Annotated in this window: 16 protein-coding genes; 10 read left to right on the top strand and 6 right to left on the bottom strand. The window is 70.3% G+C overall.

Features of this window, described 5'->3' with window-relative positions; translation table 11 throughout:
- Positions 1–22 precede the first annotated feature (22 nt).
- Entirely contained in the window at positions 23–1,006 is a 984-nt protein-coding gene (locus CD790_RS14985) for a sirohydrochlorin chelatase (protein WP_260867584.1), read from the bottom strand.
- Between the two features lie 501 nt (positions 1,007–1,507).
- Positions 1,508–2,494 (bottom strand): adenosine deaminase, encoded by a 987-nt coding sequence (locus CD790_RS14980; protein WP_144383693.1) that lies wholly within the window; start codon positions 2,492–2,494, stop codon positions 1,508–1,510.
- A gap of 248 nt (positions 2,495–2,742) precedes the next feature.
- Between CD790_RS14980 and CD790_RS14975 the strand changes: the two genes are divergently transcribed.
- On the top strand, positions 2,743–3,429 hold the full coding sequence (locus tag CD790_RS14975; protein WP_144383805.1) for a vancomycin high temperature exclusion protein: 687 nt from the start codon (positions 2,743–2,745) through the stop codon (positions 3,427–3,429).
- 60 nt (positions 3,430–3,489) lie between these two features.
- On the opposite strand, the gene cutA is transcribed toward CD790_RS14975, so the two are convergent.
- A complete protein-coding gene (gene cutA, locus CD790_RS14970) occupies positions 3,490–3,813 on the bottom strand; it encodes a divalent-cation tolerance protein CutA (RefSeq protein WP_144383692.1) in 324 nt (107 codons plus the stop codon).
- Positions 3,814–3,920: 107 nt separating this feature from the next.
- Here cutA and CD790_RS14965 point away from each other — a divergent pair, with 107 nt between their 5' ends.
- Complete coding sequence (locus CD790_RS14965) at positions 3,921–4,304, top strand: cupin (protein ID WP_144383691.1); 384 nt, start codon at positions 3,921–3,923, stop codon at positions 4,302–4,304.
- Positions 4,305–4,403: 99 nt separating this feature from the next.
- Here the strand turns inward: CD790_RS14965 and CD790_RS14960 are convergent, their stop codons facing one another.
- Entirely contained in the window at positions 4,404–5,984 is a 1,581-nt protein-coding gene (locus tag CD790_RS14960) for an AMP-binding protein (protein WP_144383690.1), read from the bottom strand.
- Between the two features lie 125 nt (positions 5,985–6,109).
- On the opposite strand from CD790_RS14960, the gene CD790_RS14955 reads away from it, so the two are divergent.
- The 3 genes from CD790_RS14955 (at position 6,110) to CD790_RS14945 (ending at position 9,166) form a co-directional block, all read left to right on the top strand.
- The gene (locus CD790_RS14955; protein WP_144383689.1) at positions 6,110–7,009 is read left to right on the top strand and encodes a LysR family transcriptional regulator; all 900 of its coding nucleotides are present in this window, start codon (positions 6,110–6,112) and stop codon (positions 7,007–7,009) included.
- A 212-nt stretch (positions 7,010–7,221) separates the two neighbouring features.
- Positions 7,222–8,055, top strand: a complete 834-nt coding sequence (locus tag CD790_RS14950; RefSeq protein ID WP_186319022.1) for an alpha/beta fold hydrolase — start codon at positions 7,222–7,224, stop codon at positions 8,053–8,055.
- A 205-nt stretch (positions 8,056–8,260) separates the two neighbouring features.
- Positions 8,261–9,166 (top strand): NADP-dependent oxidoreductase, encoded by a 906-nt coding sequence (locus tag CD790_RS14945; RefSeq protein ID WP_144383688.1) that lies wholly within the window; start codon positions 8,261–8,263, stop codon positions 9,164–9,166.
- A gap of 96 nt (positions 9,167–9,262) precedes the next feature.
- On the opposite strand, the gene CD790_RS14940 is transcribed toward CD790_RS14945, so the two are convergent.
- Positions 9,263–9,730, bottom strand: coding sequence for an NUDIX hydrolase (locus CD790_RS14940; RefSeq protein ID WP_144383687.1), 468 nt, complete (start codon positions 9,728–9,730; stop codon positions 9,263–9,265).
- Between the two features lie 68 nt (positions 9,731–9,798).
- Positions 9,799–11,166, bottom strand: a complete 1,368-nt coding sequence (locus CD790_RS14935; protein ID WP_144383686.1) for a tetratricopeptide repeat protein — start codon at positions 11,164–11,166, stop codon at positions 9,799–9,801.
- A 163-nt stretch (positions 11,167–11,329) separates the two neighbouring features.
- On the opposite strand from CD790_RS14935, the gene CD790_RS14930 reads away from it, so the two are divergent.
- From CD790_RS14930 to CD790_RS14910, 5 genes are all read left to right on the top strand, one after another.
- Positions 11,330–11,536: a hypothetical protein gene (locus tag CD790_RS14930; protein WP_144383685.1), complete on the top strand. Its 207-nt coding sequence runs from the start codon at positions 11,330–11,332 to the stop codon at positions 11,534–11,536.
- 527 nt (positions 11,537–12,063) lie between these two features.
- Positions 12,064–12,210 carry an albusnodin family lasso peptide gene (locus CD790_RS14925; RefSeq protein ID WP_144383684.1) on the top strand — a complete coding sequence of 49 codons (147 nt, stop codon included), beginning with the start codon at positions 12,064–12,066 and terminating at the stop codon, positions 12,208–12,210.
- A gap of 356 nt (positions 12,211–12,566) precedes the next feature.
- The gene (locus tag CD790_RS14920; RefSeq protein WP_144383683.1) at positions 12,567–13,919 is read left to right on the top strand and encodes an albusnodin/ikarugamycin family macrolactam cyclase; all 1,353 of its coding nucleotides are present in this window, start codon (positions 12,567–12,569) and stop codon (positions 13,917–13,919) included.
- 100 nt (positions 13,920–14,019) lie between these two features.
- Entirely contained in the window at positions 14,020–14,607 is a 588-nt protein-coding gene (locus CD790_RS14915; RefSeq protein WP_144383682.1) for a lasso peptide biosynthesis B2 protein, read from the top strand.
- Positions 14,604–15,170: a GNAT family N-acetyltransferase gene (locus CD790_RS14910; protein ID WP_144383681.1), complete on the top strand. Its 567-nt coding sequence runs from the start codon at positions 14,604–14,606 to the stop codon at positions 15,168–15,170. Before CD790_RS14915 ends, CD790_RS14910 begins: the two co-directional genes overlap by 4 nt.
- The last annotated feature ends 114 nt before the right edge of the window (positions 15,171–15,284 follow it).

Here is a 15,284-nt window from a genome sequence, read left to right as displayed (position 1 = left end):
GGTGCGGTCGGTGGTGTCCCGTTCATACACCGACAGTAACCGCCGGGTGTGACAACGGAGCAGACGCGAGGGCCCGCTCGTACCGGTGCAGCACCAGGCGGGCCATGGCGTGTTGGTCGCCGAGCGGGGCGGCCGCGGCGGAGACGGACATACCGAGGTCCGCGGCGGCCTCGGCGGCCTCCGCCGCGCACTGGGCGGCGAAGCGGCCGGGGGCGGTGAAGTACGCGGCGACCGCGACCCGCCGGCACCCCCGCGCCGCCAGCGCGGCGACCGCCTCGGTGACGGAGGGTGCGCCGGGTCCGGTGGCGGAGGCGTAGCCGGGCCGCACCGGCACCCCGCCGAGCCGCGCGCTGAGCAGGGCGGCCGTGCGGCCGGTGTCCTCGGCCGAGTGCCGGTCCCGCGAGCCGGCCGCGGCGAGCACGACGCCGGTGCGGTGCGGGTCCGCCGCGCGGCGGGCGGGGTGGCCGAGGTCCGCGGGGCGCGCGGCGAGCACGGCGCCCGGACCGAGCAGCGACCGGCCGAGCAGCGGCCGACCGGAGCGGGGCGGCGCGGGGATCGGTCGGCCGGAGCTCGGCTGCTCGGGAGCCGACAGGTCGGGGGCCCACGGGTCGGTGGCCCACGAGTCGAGAGCCGATGGGTCGGGAGCCGATGGGTCGAGCGGCGGCCAGCCGGCCTCGACCAGCCGGGCGGCGAGGGCCTCGGCGAGGAGCGGGTGGGGGCCGAGCGGGGCGGCGACGCGCACGCTCAGATGGGGGGCGGCGAGGGCCGCGGCCGGCAGGTCGACCTTGACGTGGTGGCCCCGGCCCAGCAGCAGCGGTACGAGGACGACCTGGCCGCGCAGCCCGGCGAGGACGTCGCCGAGCAGCGGCTCGTTGAGCTCGATGTGCCCCAGCCGCACCGGCAGGCCGGGCCGCAGCCGCCGGACCCGTTCCAGCAGCGGGGTCACGGTCCGCAGTGCTTCCGGGTCGCGGCTGCCGTGCGCGACGGCGAGCAGAGTGGGCGTCATGTGCCGAGCCTGTCAGCGTCGCGTTGCCCCGCCGTTGCGGGCGGATGACCTTTGGTTTCACCCGCTTCACAGGGGCGAGACCGAGCCGCTGAGGCGCGGGCCGGGCCAGCCGGCCAGCGGGCTGGCGGGCTGGCGGGCTGGCGGGCTGGCGGGCTGGCGGGCTGGCGGGCTGGCGGTGGCCCGGTCGCCGTACGGCCGGCGGCTCACGCGCGGTGCGCGCTCACGCGGTGCGTGGCTCACTCCCGGTACGCCATTCGCGCGCGATGCTCGACCCACGCGCGCGTCGCGCCTCACTCGGGGGTGCCCGACACAGGCGCGGTCCCGTCTCACCCACCGTGCCCGATCCACTCCCGGCGCCAGACTCACGCGCGGTCGCCGCCTCACCCGGGGTGCCCGGCTCCCGCGCGGTGCCCGACCCACCCACCGTGCGCGCCTCACCCGGTGCCCGACCCACGCGCCGTGCACGGCAAACGCACCGTGCGCGGCTCGCGTGGTCGTCGCTCACCCGCGGTGCTCGTCGACCTCCTTGAGGTACGCCGCGCGGAGGTCCTCCTCCAGGAAGGCGGCGCGGAAGGAGTTGCGGGCGAGGGTGCGCAGGGTCTCCTGGTCCAGGGCGAGCGCGTCCCGCACGGCGGTGAAGTTGTCGTCGACGTAGCCGCCGAAGTAGGCGGGGTCGTCGGAGTTGACCGTGACCAGCAGGCCGGCGTCGAGCATGGCGCGCAGCGGGTGGTCGGCCAGCCGGTCGTAGACCCGCAGCCGTACGTTGGAGAGCGGACAGACCGTCAGCGGAACCTGTTCCGCGACCAGGCGGGCCACCAGCGCCTCGTCCTCCAGGCAGCGGACCCCGTGGTCGACCCGGTCCACCTTGAGCACGTCCAGCGCCTCCCAGACGTACACCGGCGGGCCCTCCTCCCCGGCGTGCGCCACGCACTTCAGCCCGGCCTCCCGCGCCAGCGCGTACACCTCGCGGAACTTCGACGGCGGGTGTCCGACCTCCGCCGAGTCCAGGCCCACCGCCGTGATCCGGTCCAGGTACGGCCGCGCCGCCTCGAAGGTCTCCAGGGCCGACTCGGCGCTCTCGTCCCGCAGGAAGCACATGATCAGCCGGGTGGTGATGCCGTACGTCTCCTCCGCGGCGTCCAGCGCGCCCGAGAGTCCCTCGATCACCGTGCCGATGTCGACCCCGCGCGAGGTGTGCGCCTGCGGGTCGAAGAAGATCTCCGCGTGCCGCACCCCCTGCCGGTGCGCGCGGGCGAGATAGGCGTCGGCGAGGTCCGCGAAGTCCTGCTCGGTGCGGAGCACCGCCATCAGCGCGTAGTAGAGGTCCAGGAACGACTGGAGGTCGACGAACGAGTACGCCGCGCGCAGCTCGTCCTCCGTCGCGTACGGCAGCACCACCCCGTTCCGCTCCGCCAGCGCGAACGCCAGCTCCGGCTCCAGGGTGCCCTCGATGTGGAGGTGCAGCTCTGCCTTGGGTATCGGGGGCACGGTCGGTGACACCTGCCTGCTCGGTCTGGCGCGTTCCGCGAACGCCGCGGACGCCGGGGGTTCTGTGACGTACGTGATTCAGGCTATCGAGAGAGGTGAGTGGGGGCGCGGCGGTGTCTGGTCGAACACCTGAGGCAACCGCGGCCGCGCTCCCGACGTCGCACCGGATGACGTGATCGGCGGATCCGGAGGGGCGGGTGCGAGGCGTGGGTGGGGCAGGGGCGCTGCGGGACGGGGTGCGGGCGGGGCTGCGGAGGGTGCGGAGGACACGGCCGCGGTGGCCGCGGACGCGGCGGGGGCAGCGGCAGGCGTTCCAGGTGGTGGTGCTGGTCTGCGTGCTGGGGCTGCTGCCGGCGACCTGGTTGCGGCTGAGCACGGACGACCGGGTGCGCACGGTGGCGGACGTGCCGTCGGCGCCGGTGGCGGTGGTGTTCGGGGCGGGGCTGTACACCGGCCGGCCGACGCCGTACCTCGCGCACCGGCTGGACGCGGCGGCGGAGCTGTACCGGCGGGGCAAGGTCCGCGCGGTGCTGGTGACCGGGGACAACAGCCGGCGGGAGTACGACGAGCCGAGCGCGATGCGGAGCTACCTCGTCGAGCACGGCGTGCCGGACCGGCGGATCGTCAGCGACTACGCGGGCTTCGACACCTGGGACAGCTGTGTGCGCGCCCAGCGGATCTTCGGGGTGCGCAAGGCGGTGCTGGTGAGCCAGGGCTTCCACATCCGCCGGGCGCTGGCGCTGTGCGAGGCGGCGGGGGTCGACGCGTACGGGGTCGGGGTCGGCGAGCCCAACGACGCGACCTGGCAGTACGGCGGGTTGCGGGAGATCGTCGCGGCGGGGAAGGCCGCGCTCGACGCGACCTTCAAGCCGGACCCCACCTTCCTCGGCCCGCGCGAGCACGGCGTCACGGATGTGCTCGCGCTCGACCGGTGACCGGGCCGGATCGCTCCACACCGGGCCGGATCGCTCCACTCCGGCCCGGCCGCGCCGGGGTCACTTCGGCGACGTCTCCGCCGTCACCCACGCCAGGTACCCGTCGCTGCCATGGGTGACGGGTGTGGCGATGACCTCCGGCGTGTCGTAGTCGTGGTTCCGGCGGACGTACGCCTCCAGCTCGGGGTACCGCTCCGTCGTCGTCTTGAACAGCACCTGCCACTCGGCGGCGGTCTCCACCATCCCCTGCCACCGGTACACGGACGTGACCGGCTGGCTGATCTGCGCGCACGCCGCCACCCGCGCCTCCACGGCCCCGCGCGCCAGCGCCTCGGCCTTCTCAGGGCTGTCCGTGGTGGTCAGTACGGTCAGGTAGTCCGGCACGAGTCCTCCGTTGCGTCGGTCCGCGACTGGCGCGCTCCACGCTAGCCGGTGACGATTGAGACATGCCGCCGACGGTCCGGAAGCGAACAGCCAAGCCGAGGTAAGCCATGGACGACCTCCCCACGCTCGCCCGCCGCCACCTGGACCAGGCCAAGGAGGACCCGCACGGCCGCAGCGCCCATCTCTTCCTGCACAGCGGGCCGCTGCGGCAGAGCGTGATCGCGTTGGTCTCCGGCACCGCGCTCGACGAGCACAACGCGCCGCCCGCCGCCAGCCTGCAGGTGCTGCACGGCCATGTCCGGCTGACGACCCATGACCGGCAGCAGGACCTCATCGCCGGGCAGGTGCAGTGCCTGCCACCGGAGCGGCAGGGGCTGACGGCGGTCCAGGACTCGGTGGTGCTGCTGACGGCGGTGACGGCGACGACGGGCTGCCCGACGCCCGGCGATCCCGGCGACACCGGCGTCGATTCCGGCGACACCGGCGACTGAGTACGGCGACACCGGCGACTGAGTTCGGCGACACCGGCGACTCAGCCCGGGTGGGGGAAGCTCGCGGGCGCCGCTCCTCCGTGCCCCCGCGGTCCGCCGTCAGCCGCCGAAGCGCGCCCGCAGCAGCTTCTTGTCCGGCTTGCCCGCCGCCGTCAGCGGGATGCGGTCCACGGTGTGCACCCGGCTCGGGGCGTACATCGCGCCCTTGCGCGCCGTGACGAACTCCCGGACCGACGCGCTGTCGACGAGGCCGCCGGGCACCGGCACGATCGCCGCGCGCACCTCCTCGCTCTCGTCCTCCCGCCGCACCCCGAAGACCGCGCAGTGCGCCACCGCGGGGTGGGTCAGCAGCAGCTCCTCCAGCTCGGCCGGGTAGACATGCCCGCCCACCACGATGATCAGGTCCTTCACCCGGTCGACGAGGAAGAGGTAGCCGTCCTCGTCGAGGTAGCCGGCGTCTCCGGTGCGGACCCAGCCGTCCGGTCCGAGCACCTCGGCGGTGAGCTCCGGCTGCTTCCAGTAGCCGGTCATCGTCTGCGGGGTGTGGACGAAGATCTCGCCCACCGTGCCCGGCTCCACCGCCGCGCCGGTCTCGTCCCGTACGGCGATCTCCACTCCGGGCGTCGCGCGGCCCACCGTGATCTGCCCGGCGCCGCCGGTCACCGCGTGCTCCGCCGGGCCGACCTCGGTGATCAGGCCCGCCTCCGCCTGGCCGTACCAGCCGTAGAGCACGGGGCCGAAGACCTCGGCCGCCTGCCGCAGCCGGGCCGCCGAGGCGGGGCAGCCGCCGTAGGAGATCCGGCGCAGGCTGGAGAGGTCGGTGGTGGCGATGTCCGGGTGGTCGAGCAGCCGGTAGAGCAGCGGCGGCAGCAGCCACAGGTCGGTGAGCCGTTCGCGCTCCACGGCGGCGAGCACGTCGCCGGGGTCGAAGCCGGGCCGAAGCACCACCCGGCCGCCGGCGAGCAGGGTCCCGTCGGCGACGAGGCCGGCGAGGTGGGCGAGGGTGGTGCAGGCCAGGAACCGCGGCTCCACGGCGGCCGCCCGCTCGGTCCTCTCGGCCGCGCCCCCGGCCGCGCCCGCGCCCCCGCCCGATCCCACCGCGATCGACCGCAGCGCGCGCTCGTACGGCCCGTGGGTCATCGGTACGCCCTTGGGGATGCCGGTGGTGCCGCCGGTGTGCCGGATGCACCAGTCGTCCTCGGGCCGGGCCGCGGCCGGCACCCGCAGGCCGGCACGGCGCGGGCGACGGGTGGCGTGGTCGGCGTGGTCGGCGTGCAGGGTCAGCTCGGCGGGCGGGCGGGGCAGCACGGCGGTGAGCGCGCGGGCCGGCTCCTCCAGATCCGGGTCGACGACGAGCAGCGCCGTCTCCACGCTGTCCACGATCCGCGCCTGTATCTCGGGTGCCATGCCCTCGTAGAGGAACACCACCCTGGCGCCGAGCAGATTGGCCGCGTAGCGGGCGCTGAGCGCCTCGGGCCGGTTGCCGATCAGCAGGGCCACGGTGGAGCCGCGGCCGATGCCGCGCTCGGCCATCTCGGCGGCCAGGCCGTGCACGTCGTCCGTGAACTCCGCCGCCGAGACGCGTCCTCCGTCGGCGGCGACGACCACCGGGCGTTCGGGCTCGCGGGCGAGCTTGTCCAGGATCAACTCGACGTAACTGACGAAGGGTTGTTCAGCCATGCCCCCGACGCTAGGCGTCTTCGCTCATGCCTTCAAAGACCAATTCGGCCATGAAAGAATGCCTTTCGCGTTATGAGTCGGCGTCTCGGGGCGCCGCTTCGGGGACTCGGGGGAGGAGTGTCCGCGTGGACCTGCTGTCGTTGCGCTACTTCCAGACGGTGGCGCGTCTTGAGCACATCAGCCGGGCCGCCGAGGAGCTGCGCGTCGCCCAGCCCTCGGTGAGCCGCACCATCGCCCGCCTGGAGGCGGAGCTGGGCGTCCCGCTCTTCGACCGGCAGGGCCGCCGGGTGCGGCTCAACCGCTACGGCGCCGCCTTCCTGCACCGGGTCGACCGCGCCCTGGGGGAGCTCGACGACGCCCGCCGGGAGCTCGCCGACGCCGCCGGCCTCGACCACGGCGGGGTGGCGGTGGCGGCGGAGACGCTGCTGACCGTCGCCGGCCCACTCGCCGCCTTCCGGGCCGCCCACCCCTCGGCGGAGCTGCGGCTCTTCCAGTCCTCGACGGAGCTCATGGCGCAGCAGCTGCACACCCGCGAGGTCGACTTCTGTCTCGCCTCCGAGCCGCTGCGAGACCCGACCCTGTGCGGTGTGGAGCTGGCCCGCGAGGAGGTGCTGCTCGCGGTCCCGCCCGGCCACCGGCTGGCCGCGCGGGCCCGGGTCACCGTGCGCGAGCTGGCGGACGAGCCGTTCATTACGCCGCGCCCCGGACACTGGCAACGCACCCTGTTGGACCGGCTGTTCGCCACGGAGGGGCTGTCCCCGGTCATCACCTGCGAGGGCAACGAGCCCGCGGCCACCCAGTTCCTGGTCAGCGCCGGCCTCGGACTCGGCCTGATGCCCGCCATGGCCCGCGCCGCGCAGGGCGCCGTGACCGACGCCCCGGTCGGCTGGCTGCACGTCGACCACCCCGACTGCCACCGCACCCTGACCCTCGCCTGGCGCCGCGACGGCTACCTCTCCGCGGCCGCACGGCGCTTCCGGGAGCTGGTGGTCGAGGAGTTCGCGTCGTACGGCCGAGGGGCCTGATACTCCAGCCGGAGACACGCGGCGGTGGACCGCGAGCCCACGACGCATGTCGCCCGGCCCACGCGCGACGCTGCCCACCGGCTCGGCTGGTCCGCCTGGCGACGCCGCCCCGTGCTTTTGCAGTCGGGCCGCGATCTGCGAGCGATGAGTCCGCACCATCCGGGGGGTCTCACTCATCGACAGACCTCATCACCGCCTCATCCGGAGAACGCATGACCATTCACCCCACTGACACCGCTGCCGTCGGTTCGCTCAAGGTGCCCGGCGCACGCCTGCACTACGAAGTGCGCGGCGAGGGTCCTCTCATCGTGCTGGCCGGTGCCCCGATGGACGCCGCGGCCTTCGCCCCGCTGGCCGAACTGCTCGCCACCGACCACACGGTGCTCACCACCGACCCACGCGGCATCAACCGCAGCAAGCTCGACGACCCCGACCAGGACTCGACACCCCGACTGCGCGCCGACGACCTGTCCCGGCTGATCGCCCACGTCGGCGCGGGGCCAGCCGTCGCAGTGGGCTCCAGCGGCGGCGCCGTCAGCGTGCTGGCCCTCGCCCAGACCCATCCCGACCAGGTGCACACCATCGTCGCCCACGAGCCACCGCTGATCGAGCTCCTGAAGGACCGAGAGCGACTGCGCACCGGAACCGAGGACCTCATCGCCACCTACCTCGCCGGCGACGTGACGGGGGCATGGAAGAAGTTCTTCGCCCAGGCCGACCTCACGATGCCCGAGCCCTTGATAGAGCAGATGTTCGGCGGGGAGCGCGAGCCGCAGCACGTGGCGGACGAGCGCCGCTGGTTCGCGCACGAGATGCGTGCCTCCACCTACTGGCAGCCTGACCCGGCAGCCCTGCGCGCGGCGGCCACCCGCATCCTGGTGGGCATCGGCGACGACTCCGCCGGACAGCTCTGCGACCGAACCTCCCGCGCGCTCGCTCAGTCGCTGGGCACCGAGCCGACGACGTTCCCCGGCGGCCACACCGGGTTCGTCGAGACCCCCGACCTCTTCGCCACCCACCTGCGCATGGCCCTACGCGAGGGCTGAGCGGGCTGAGCCACAGGAACACGCACCGAGCACGGCCTGGACCACCGGTTCAGACCGTGCTCGGTGCGCCTTGCGAAGGAATCGCCCAGCTCTTCGCCCTGCCAGGTGCGGGCGTACCCCGCTCTCGGCGGCCAGCCCTCGGGAATCCCGTGATCACCTCAGGTGTTGATCTTCCCGTCAGCACCAGTCGTGTAAAGGACCTTTCGTGCGCGCCATACAGATCGATCGCTTCGGCACCCCCGACGTCCTCGGCGTCGTCGATGCTCCCGAGCCTGAACCAGGCACCGGGGATGTACTGGTCCGGACTGTCGCGACCAGCATCAATCCCGTCGACGACAAGACGCGAGAAGGGGCCATCGGCGAAGGAACGCCGCCTCTGCCGATGACGCTTGGCTGGGACCTGGCCGGCATCGTGGTCGACGGCGGCAGCAGTGGGCTGCGCCCTGGGGAACGCGTCATCGCCATGTCGCACCAGCTCGGCTCCGGCCGGGGGACCTGGGCCGATCTGGTCGCGCTTCCAGCACAGGCCGTCGCCCCTGCGCCGCAGACGGTCAGCCTGGCCGAGGCGGCCACCTTGCCGCTTCCCGGACTGACGGCTTGGCAGACCCTGGACTGGCTTGCGGTGAAGGCCGGTGAGCGGCTGCTGATCGCCGGTGCCGCGGGTGCGGTTGGCGGGTTGGCGCTGCAGATCGCCCGTGCGCGCGGCGTCGAGGTCGACGCTCTGGTCTCCCGGGATGCCCAGGTCGCCTTCGCCCGCGAGCACGGTGCTGACCTCGTCACCACCGACCGCCGCGCTCTTCAAGACGGCGGCTATGACGCGGTCTTCGATACCTTCGGGGCGTTCGTGACCGAGACAGTGGCAGATGGCGGCCGGTATGCGTCGATCGCCACCCAAGCAGGTCCAGTACCCGACCTGTCCTCCCGCGATGTGCGTACCACCGTCAACCAGGTGCGTGAGGACGGCGCGGGACTGAACGAACTCACCAAGCTCGTCGACCGCGGCTCCTTGCGGCTGCGTGTGCACTCCACCTTCGGCCTCCAAGAGATCCAAGCCGCACACGAACGCCTCCGCCAAGGCAGCCTGGCAGGAAAGATCACCGTGATCTTCTGAGCACCCCCCTTTCCACGTCTCGCGCACAACACCGGCCCCGGAGTCAACCCCCGAAGGATTTGCGGAGCCGACCACTAAGCCGCCGGGAAGTATCGACTACCGAATAGCCGGCATGTTTCCGTCCCGCCAGTCATCCACGCGCTTTCGAATGCTGGGAACCATGGGCAGCGCGTCAATCTCTCCGGGCGCGAACCAGCGCACATCCGTGGATTCCTCGGAGACCGCCACTTGCCCGCCGAGGGGTCGAGCCAGGAAGCAGATGGAGAACTCCTGCCGCACCTCGCCGTCATCGTAGGCGAAGACGTGACCAGGGTTCGTGTAGGTGCCGACGATGCCGACGATCTCGACGTCGATCCCGGTTTCCTCGCGCGTCTCCCTGATGGCGCAATCCGGCAATGACTCGCCGATGTGCATGACGCCGCCGGGGAGCGCCCACATGTCGTTGTCGCGCCGACGCTGAAGCAGGATGCTCCCCGAGCCGTCGACAACCACCACGGAAGCAGCGGGAACCAGGCTGTTCGCCGCCGGAGCATCGGAGTCGTCCTCGTAGTCCCGCCTACCCATTGCGCACCTCTCCCCACACCGGCGTGCCCCGCTTCCACAGTGGAGTTCGCGCCGTACGACTGAGGACCCTACCGAGGGTCGTGCCGGTTACCGACTTCATGTCCTGGGCGCAGCTCACGCACGCGTTGACGCAACTCCCGCGCAGCGGCGTTACCCTCGTAGGGGGACAAAAGCTTTGGGATATCAGCTACGCGACTGTCAAGACGGCCCGAATGCATATGTGGATAGGCGTCCAGAACCTTACTCCACCGCGCACATGCGGCCTCTAGATGACCAACTTTCAATTGCCGCTCAGCAAGGAGCGATCCGAAAATCAGCTCGGTTCGCAACTTGTCGTTTGCCTGCCGCAGTCGAAAGTGGTCGGTCAGCGATACAATGCCCCCTTTCACATCCCCCAAAGCGTGCCGCACCTGCGCCGTGTGGTAGGCCAACGTCGCCGGGTTGTATCCGCCGAAGGTTCCGTATCCGCTTTCCGCCTGCTCTACGGAGCGTTCAGCCTCTCGAAGGCTGTTCAGCGCGCGTATACGCTCTCCGGCCAGAGCGTATGCGTGCGCCTGCTGCCCTGCAAGGAAAGCTCGCATGCGGGGGTTGGACTCCGGAGACGCCTCGGCAGCGGCGTTTGCGAGACGTACAGCTGGCGCCCCGTGCCCCAAGTTGGCGGCCTGCACGGACATACCTCGAAGAATGTGGCAATAGGTCATGCGATCACCGCTGGCGCCAGCAAGCTCCAGCCCTTTTACGTAATACTGCTGCGCGAGACCCTGTGCTTCTTCATCCTCTGCCATCCAACCCGTGAGATAGCAGAGGAACGCCGCCGCAGACAGCATCTCTTGCCGAACTTTTCCGGATGCGGTTGCCCTCAAGTACGGCGCAACCTTCCATTCGAAGAAGGCCACAGCCATGGGGCGCACATACTGGCCGCCGAAATCGTCATCCAAGTCCGAAAGACGATCAGTCATCGCCGAGACAGCCTGCACATCTGGACGACCGATTCGGGCATGAGGGTCCATCTTGATGGAGTTCATGCGGGCACGCACGTCCTGCCACCCGGGAATGGCTAGCGCCGCGGAATACAGGCCGATACCCAGCATGCTCCGGCGGCTTGTGTCGACCATAGCTCGCCTTTCGAGTCCGATGATCTCGTCCACCGTATCGATACCCGGACTGGCGTTCGCCTCACTCGTCGCCGGGAACCCGGCATCGGTGTGCCTGACCCGGCGCACAAGCCTTCGCGACAGCGCTTCGAGGATCAACGCTCGCCGTTCCTCCGACGGCAGGTGCCCCTTGAGCCATGTGTGGGCGGTCTGAGCGCTGTACGTCGTGGGAGTGCCGCACTCGGTGCCGACCCGATTCACCGCTTGCGCGAACTGACGCAGCGTCCATCCCGCCTCGCTGTGCAGCCGCCGTAGATCTTGGTTCGGCTCCCGTGCGCCCATGACTCAACTCCCGTCTTGCTAATGACATTTGAAGTCGTTTGAAGGCTGCTGCGGGGCCCACCGTAGCGCGATGTGTAGCCGAGGGGTTGCCTAGAGCAAGCAAGACCCCCGCGACGCTGCGAACGTCCGGGGGCGTGGCCATCAACCCCGGGAGGTTGACGACATGCACCACGCTATCGCGTGGATCTTCGAACTGGTGCTGCGGCGATTGCTCCGGATCTCGGACCGCCGCACGGAGACCAGCCGGCGCCCACCCACCAAGGACACCCCCGACACTGCACCCCTCCGACTGTGCCACCCTTGGTTGTTCGTCGCCGCCGTGGACGTGGCGCTCATCCGTCCGCGTGCCCCCAAGGGGGTGACGCAGTGAGCGCGGAACACCCCTACCCGCAGCTCCGGGCTGAGCATGGCGGGTCAGCCCGGGTGCTCGACGGCGATGGCGCCGAGCTGCCCCCGGGCACCATGAAGTACCCCGAGTGCGCCTGCGCACAGCACCGGGCGGGGAAGGGGCGGCCCGACTCCTCCGTACGCCTGCGCCCCGATGCGGCGAGCACGCCCGTGGGGGGTGCGGAGTGAGGGGGCTGTTCGTCCGGGTCGAGATGTGGTGGTGTCTCAAGGCCCAGTTCTCGTGGCTCGTGCGACTGGTCTCGCCGAGCCGTCGGTGGGCGCACGCTGAGGCCGAAGCGCGATTCTCCGATCCTCGTTACCTCGCTGAGTTTGAGCGCCGCATCGCTGAGCTCGTAGCCGCCCGAAATGACAGGGGGCAAGCGTGAGCCGCATCTTCAGTGAGTACGGGGGCGTACAGGTCTGACCAGTCTTCCCCTTGCACGCAATATTGGGTGCTCGCATTGCAAGGGGTTGTCTCGCCCCGCCACATGTGGAGAGGAGGAACCACGCATGTCGCAGCAGCAGACCGCAGCGGACACGGAAAGGGATCTAGACCCCCTTGCCGTTCCTTCGGTTATCGTTCTGGGCGACGCTGCCGCGCTTACACGCGGTAGCGACCAGAACAGCACCGAGTCGAAGCAGAGCCCGTACGACTGATCGAAGCGCGGCGGCCCCCGGCGGGAGGAATCCCACGGGGGCCGCTCCGGTTCCTCGTGGCGGATGAGGTGTTGAGTTGGAAGAACGAAAAGCACGCTGGTTCGGTGGGTGCGCGCCAGGCAGCCGAACCGTCGCAACTCCATTAGGTGCACGTCTGATTTGGCGCGATCCGATGCTGTGGGTCTCTGGCGATTGGGAGCCGGGGCACGTACGAACGTTGCAACTCGGGGAAACACGGATTGCCGTACTCGGTCCGTGTTCCGCTTCGGAACGCGATCTCGCCCGTGCCCTGTTGTGTCCGGCTCTTCCGGCCGTAGCCGGCTTGTGGGCAGGTTCGCACACTGTGGTGCGCACAGATGCACGCGGTGCCGTTGAAGTCCTCTCCGACGCATCCGGCGCGTCCCCCCTCTATACGGTGTGCGGTACCGATGGACTGGTGTGGGGATCGAGTTCGCTCGCGCTCTCCGCTGGCCGGCGGGAAGGTGGATACCGAATGGCTAGCTGCCTTCCTGCGAGAGAAGTACGCCCCCGCTCACGGTCGTAGTGCCTGGACGGGGGTAAAGCCGGTGCCCGCCGGACACCTGCTATCGCTGGACACTGCGGGGAGAGCATCGCTGATCCCCTGGTGGAGCCCGACTAAGCGCACGCCTGTCGACGCCTCCGTAGCGCTTCGGCGTGCTCTCGGCGAAGGCGTCCGCGTACGCGTAGAAGGGGTGACAGCAACAACAGACCTTGCGGGCATGGACTCAACCACCCTGGCCTTGTTGGCTGCGCAGTGCGGCCCGGTCACTGGCATCACGCTCCATCCAGCAGGAGTGAGCCACGGCGGCGACCTCGACTATGCCCGCGCCCTGACCGTCCCCGGTCTGCACCGCGTGGCCCTTCCACTCACCCCTCGTCACCTGCCTTTCACTGAAGCCGACGTCGCGTTGCCTGCCACGGACGAGCCCGCTCCGTCTACTCCTGTGTGGTCGATGCTCTCGAACCAACTCTGGGAGATGGCCACAGCGGGCTCCGCCTGCCACCTGACCGGGGACGGCGGAGACGGCCTATTCCTATCCGCTCCAACCCACCTTGCGAGTCTCGTTCACCAAGTACGTTGGCTGCGGCTACTCAGGGACGCAATGGACTGGGCGCGGTTGCGAAGGCAGAGCCCGCGCCCGCTGATCTCAGCGGCTCTCCGAGGCAACACGGCGCAGATCGGCCGCACCGCGCGGCCTCGGCCTGCGTGGCTGAGTGTGCCCGTGCCAGCTGTGAGCGTGCCCGAGGGTAGCGATGTGGACGCTGTGTTCGTCGCATCGATTCAGAACTTGGCACGGTCCGCCTACGCGGAAATCCAGCTTGCGGACTCACTCAACATCTCGCTCCACAATCCTTACTTTGATGGGGCTGTTCTTGACGCCGTCGTCTCGGCACCAGCAGAACAACGGTTCTCCGCGCGGCGGTATAAGCCCCTGCTCGCCGACACATTCGCCGATCTACTGCCGGCGGCACACCTCACACGAGCCACTAAGGGACTATTCGTCGGCGACTTCCACCAGGGGCTACGCCTCAACCTGAGACGCGTTCTCGATCTCGCGGACGGGCGTCTGGCTGCCCTCGGCCTCGTCAGCCCGGCGCCCTTGCGAGCCACGATCCATGCCGCATCGCTCGGGCGCAAACGGTTTGGCCCCCGCTGCTATCGGCGCTTGCCACCGAAGGGTGGCTAGAGGCTGTCGAAAGCGCGCCGAGTACCGAGTGGAAGCGGTCCGCGACCGCCCTGGGGGTGTGCGATGAGCCGTAACACCACCGTGGCCGCGCTCACTGCCCATGTCTGCGTGTCTGATCGACTACGACACAGGACACACCGAGCTGCGCCCTCCTTCGGACGCTGCCACGAACATGGGGGCGACGGTCGTACACCTTCGGGATACCGGCCTTTCGTGGGGGACCATCGAACAGTCGGCCATCCTGCCGGCCCCGGCGTCCATCCCGCTGCGGTGGCGTGCCGGTGCCCTGCTGGCCGTACTCGTCACCGCTGTGACATGGGCCATCGGCCCTCACCGCGGCCGGTTCTCCCGACTTGTACGGCTGGCCCGCGCTGGGCGCGACTTACCCGCGGCTACGGCGTATCAGGCTCGCTACGCTGTGTGCGCGGTTCGCTGGGCCGCGCGGACGATGCCGGTGCGCTGGGCCTGCCTGGAGGACTCGACGGCTGCGGCTGTCTTGCTGACGATGGCTCGACGCCGGGCCGAATGGCGGCATGGCATAGCCACCGACCCGGTGCGCCTGCATGCCTGGATTGCCGACCCGGAAGGGGAACCAGTTGAGGAACCAGCGGACACCGCCCTCTACACCCCCACCTACACGCCAGACGGACCCGGCCCGCCGAGGGCCGAAAGAGGAGTACGCCCGTGAGTGACCCGCACATCCTCCTGAGCGGCCAGAGCCTTGCCCTGGGGATGCCTCGCCAAGACATGCTGCCCGAGTACCACAGGTGGGAGAACGATGCCCGAACCATCCTCGGGTACGGCAACCAGTGGGCCCAGTCGTGGGAGGTCCGCGCCGCAGGGTACGAGCGGCAGAGGGGCAACGATCGCTACCAACAGTTCGAGGTCGTCAGGTTGGAGGACCAGGCGTCCGTGGGGATGACGGTCCTTCAGGTCAATACCTTCGACCGCACCGCCGAATTCGTCATCGTGCTGGCCCCGGAAGAGCGGGGGAAGGGACACGCCGCAGAGGCAACCCGGCTGACACTGGACTGGGCGTTCCACCTCGCAGCCCTGCGCATGGTGTGGTTGAAGGTGATGGAGCCCAACCGCGCCGGGATCGCCGCCTACGCAAAGGCTGGGTTCCGCCAGTCCGGACGTCTACGCAAGTCCGGGTTCTGGCTCGGGCAGCCCGTTGACGAACTGCTCATGGACGTGTTGCCCGAGGACTTCCCCGGCCCCTCTGCCGTGACCGCCGCTCTCGGCAACTGACCCGGCAGACGAAAACGAGCGAGCCCCGTTCGCCGTACTCCTGCCTGTCTGCAAGCGGGGCTCACTCATTTCGGTAGTCCCCGGGTGATCACCATCCGGCTGATTGGTCGGCCG

It is taken from the genome of Streptomyces sp. SAJ15, assembly GCF_007595705.1.
Lineage (GTDB): Bacteria > Actinomycetota > Actinomycetes > Streptomycetales > Streptomycetaceae > Streptomyces.
Note: the sequence above shows the minus strand (reverse complement) of the source record. Positions and strands in the feature narration are given on the sequence as shown.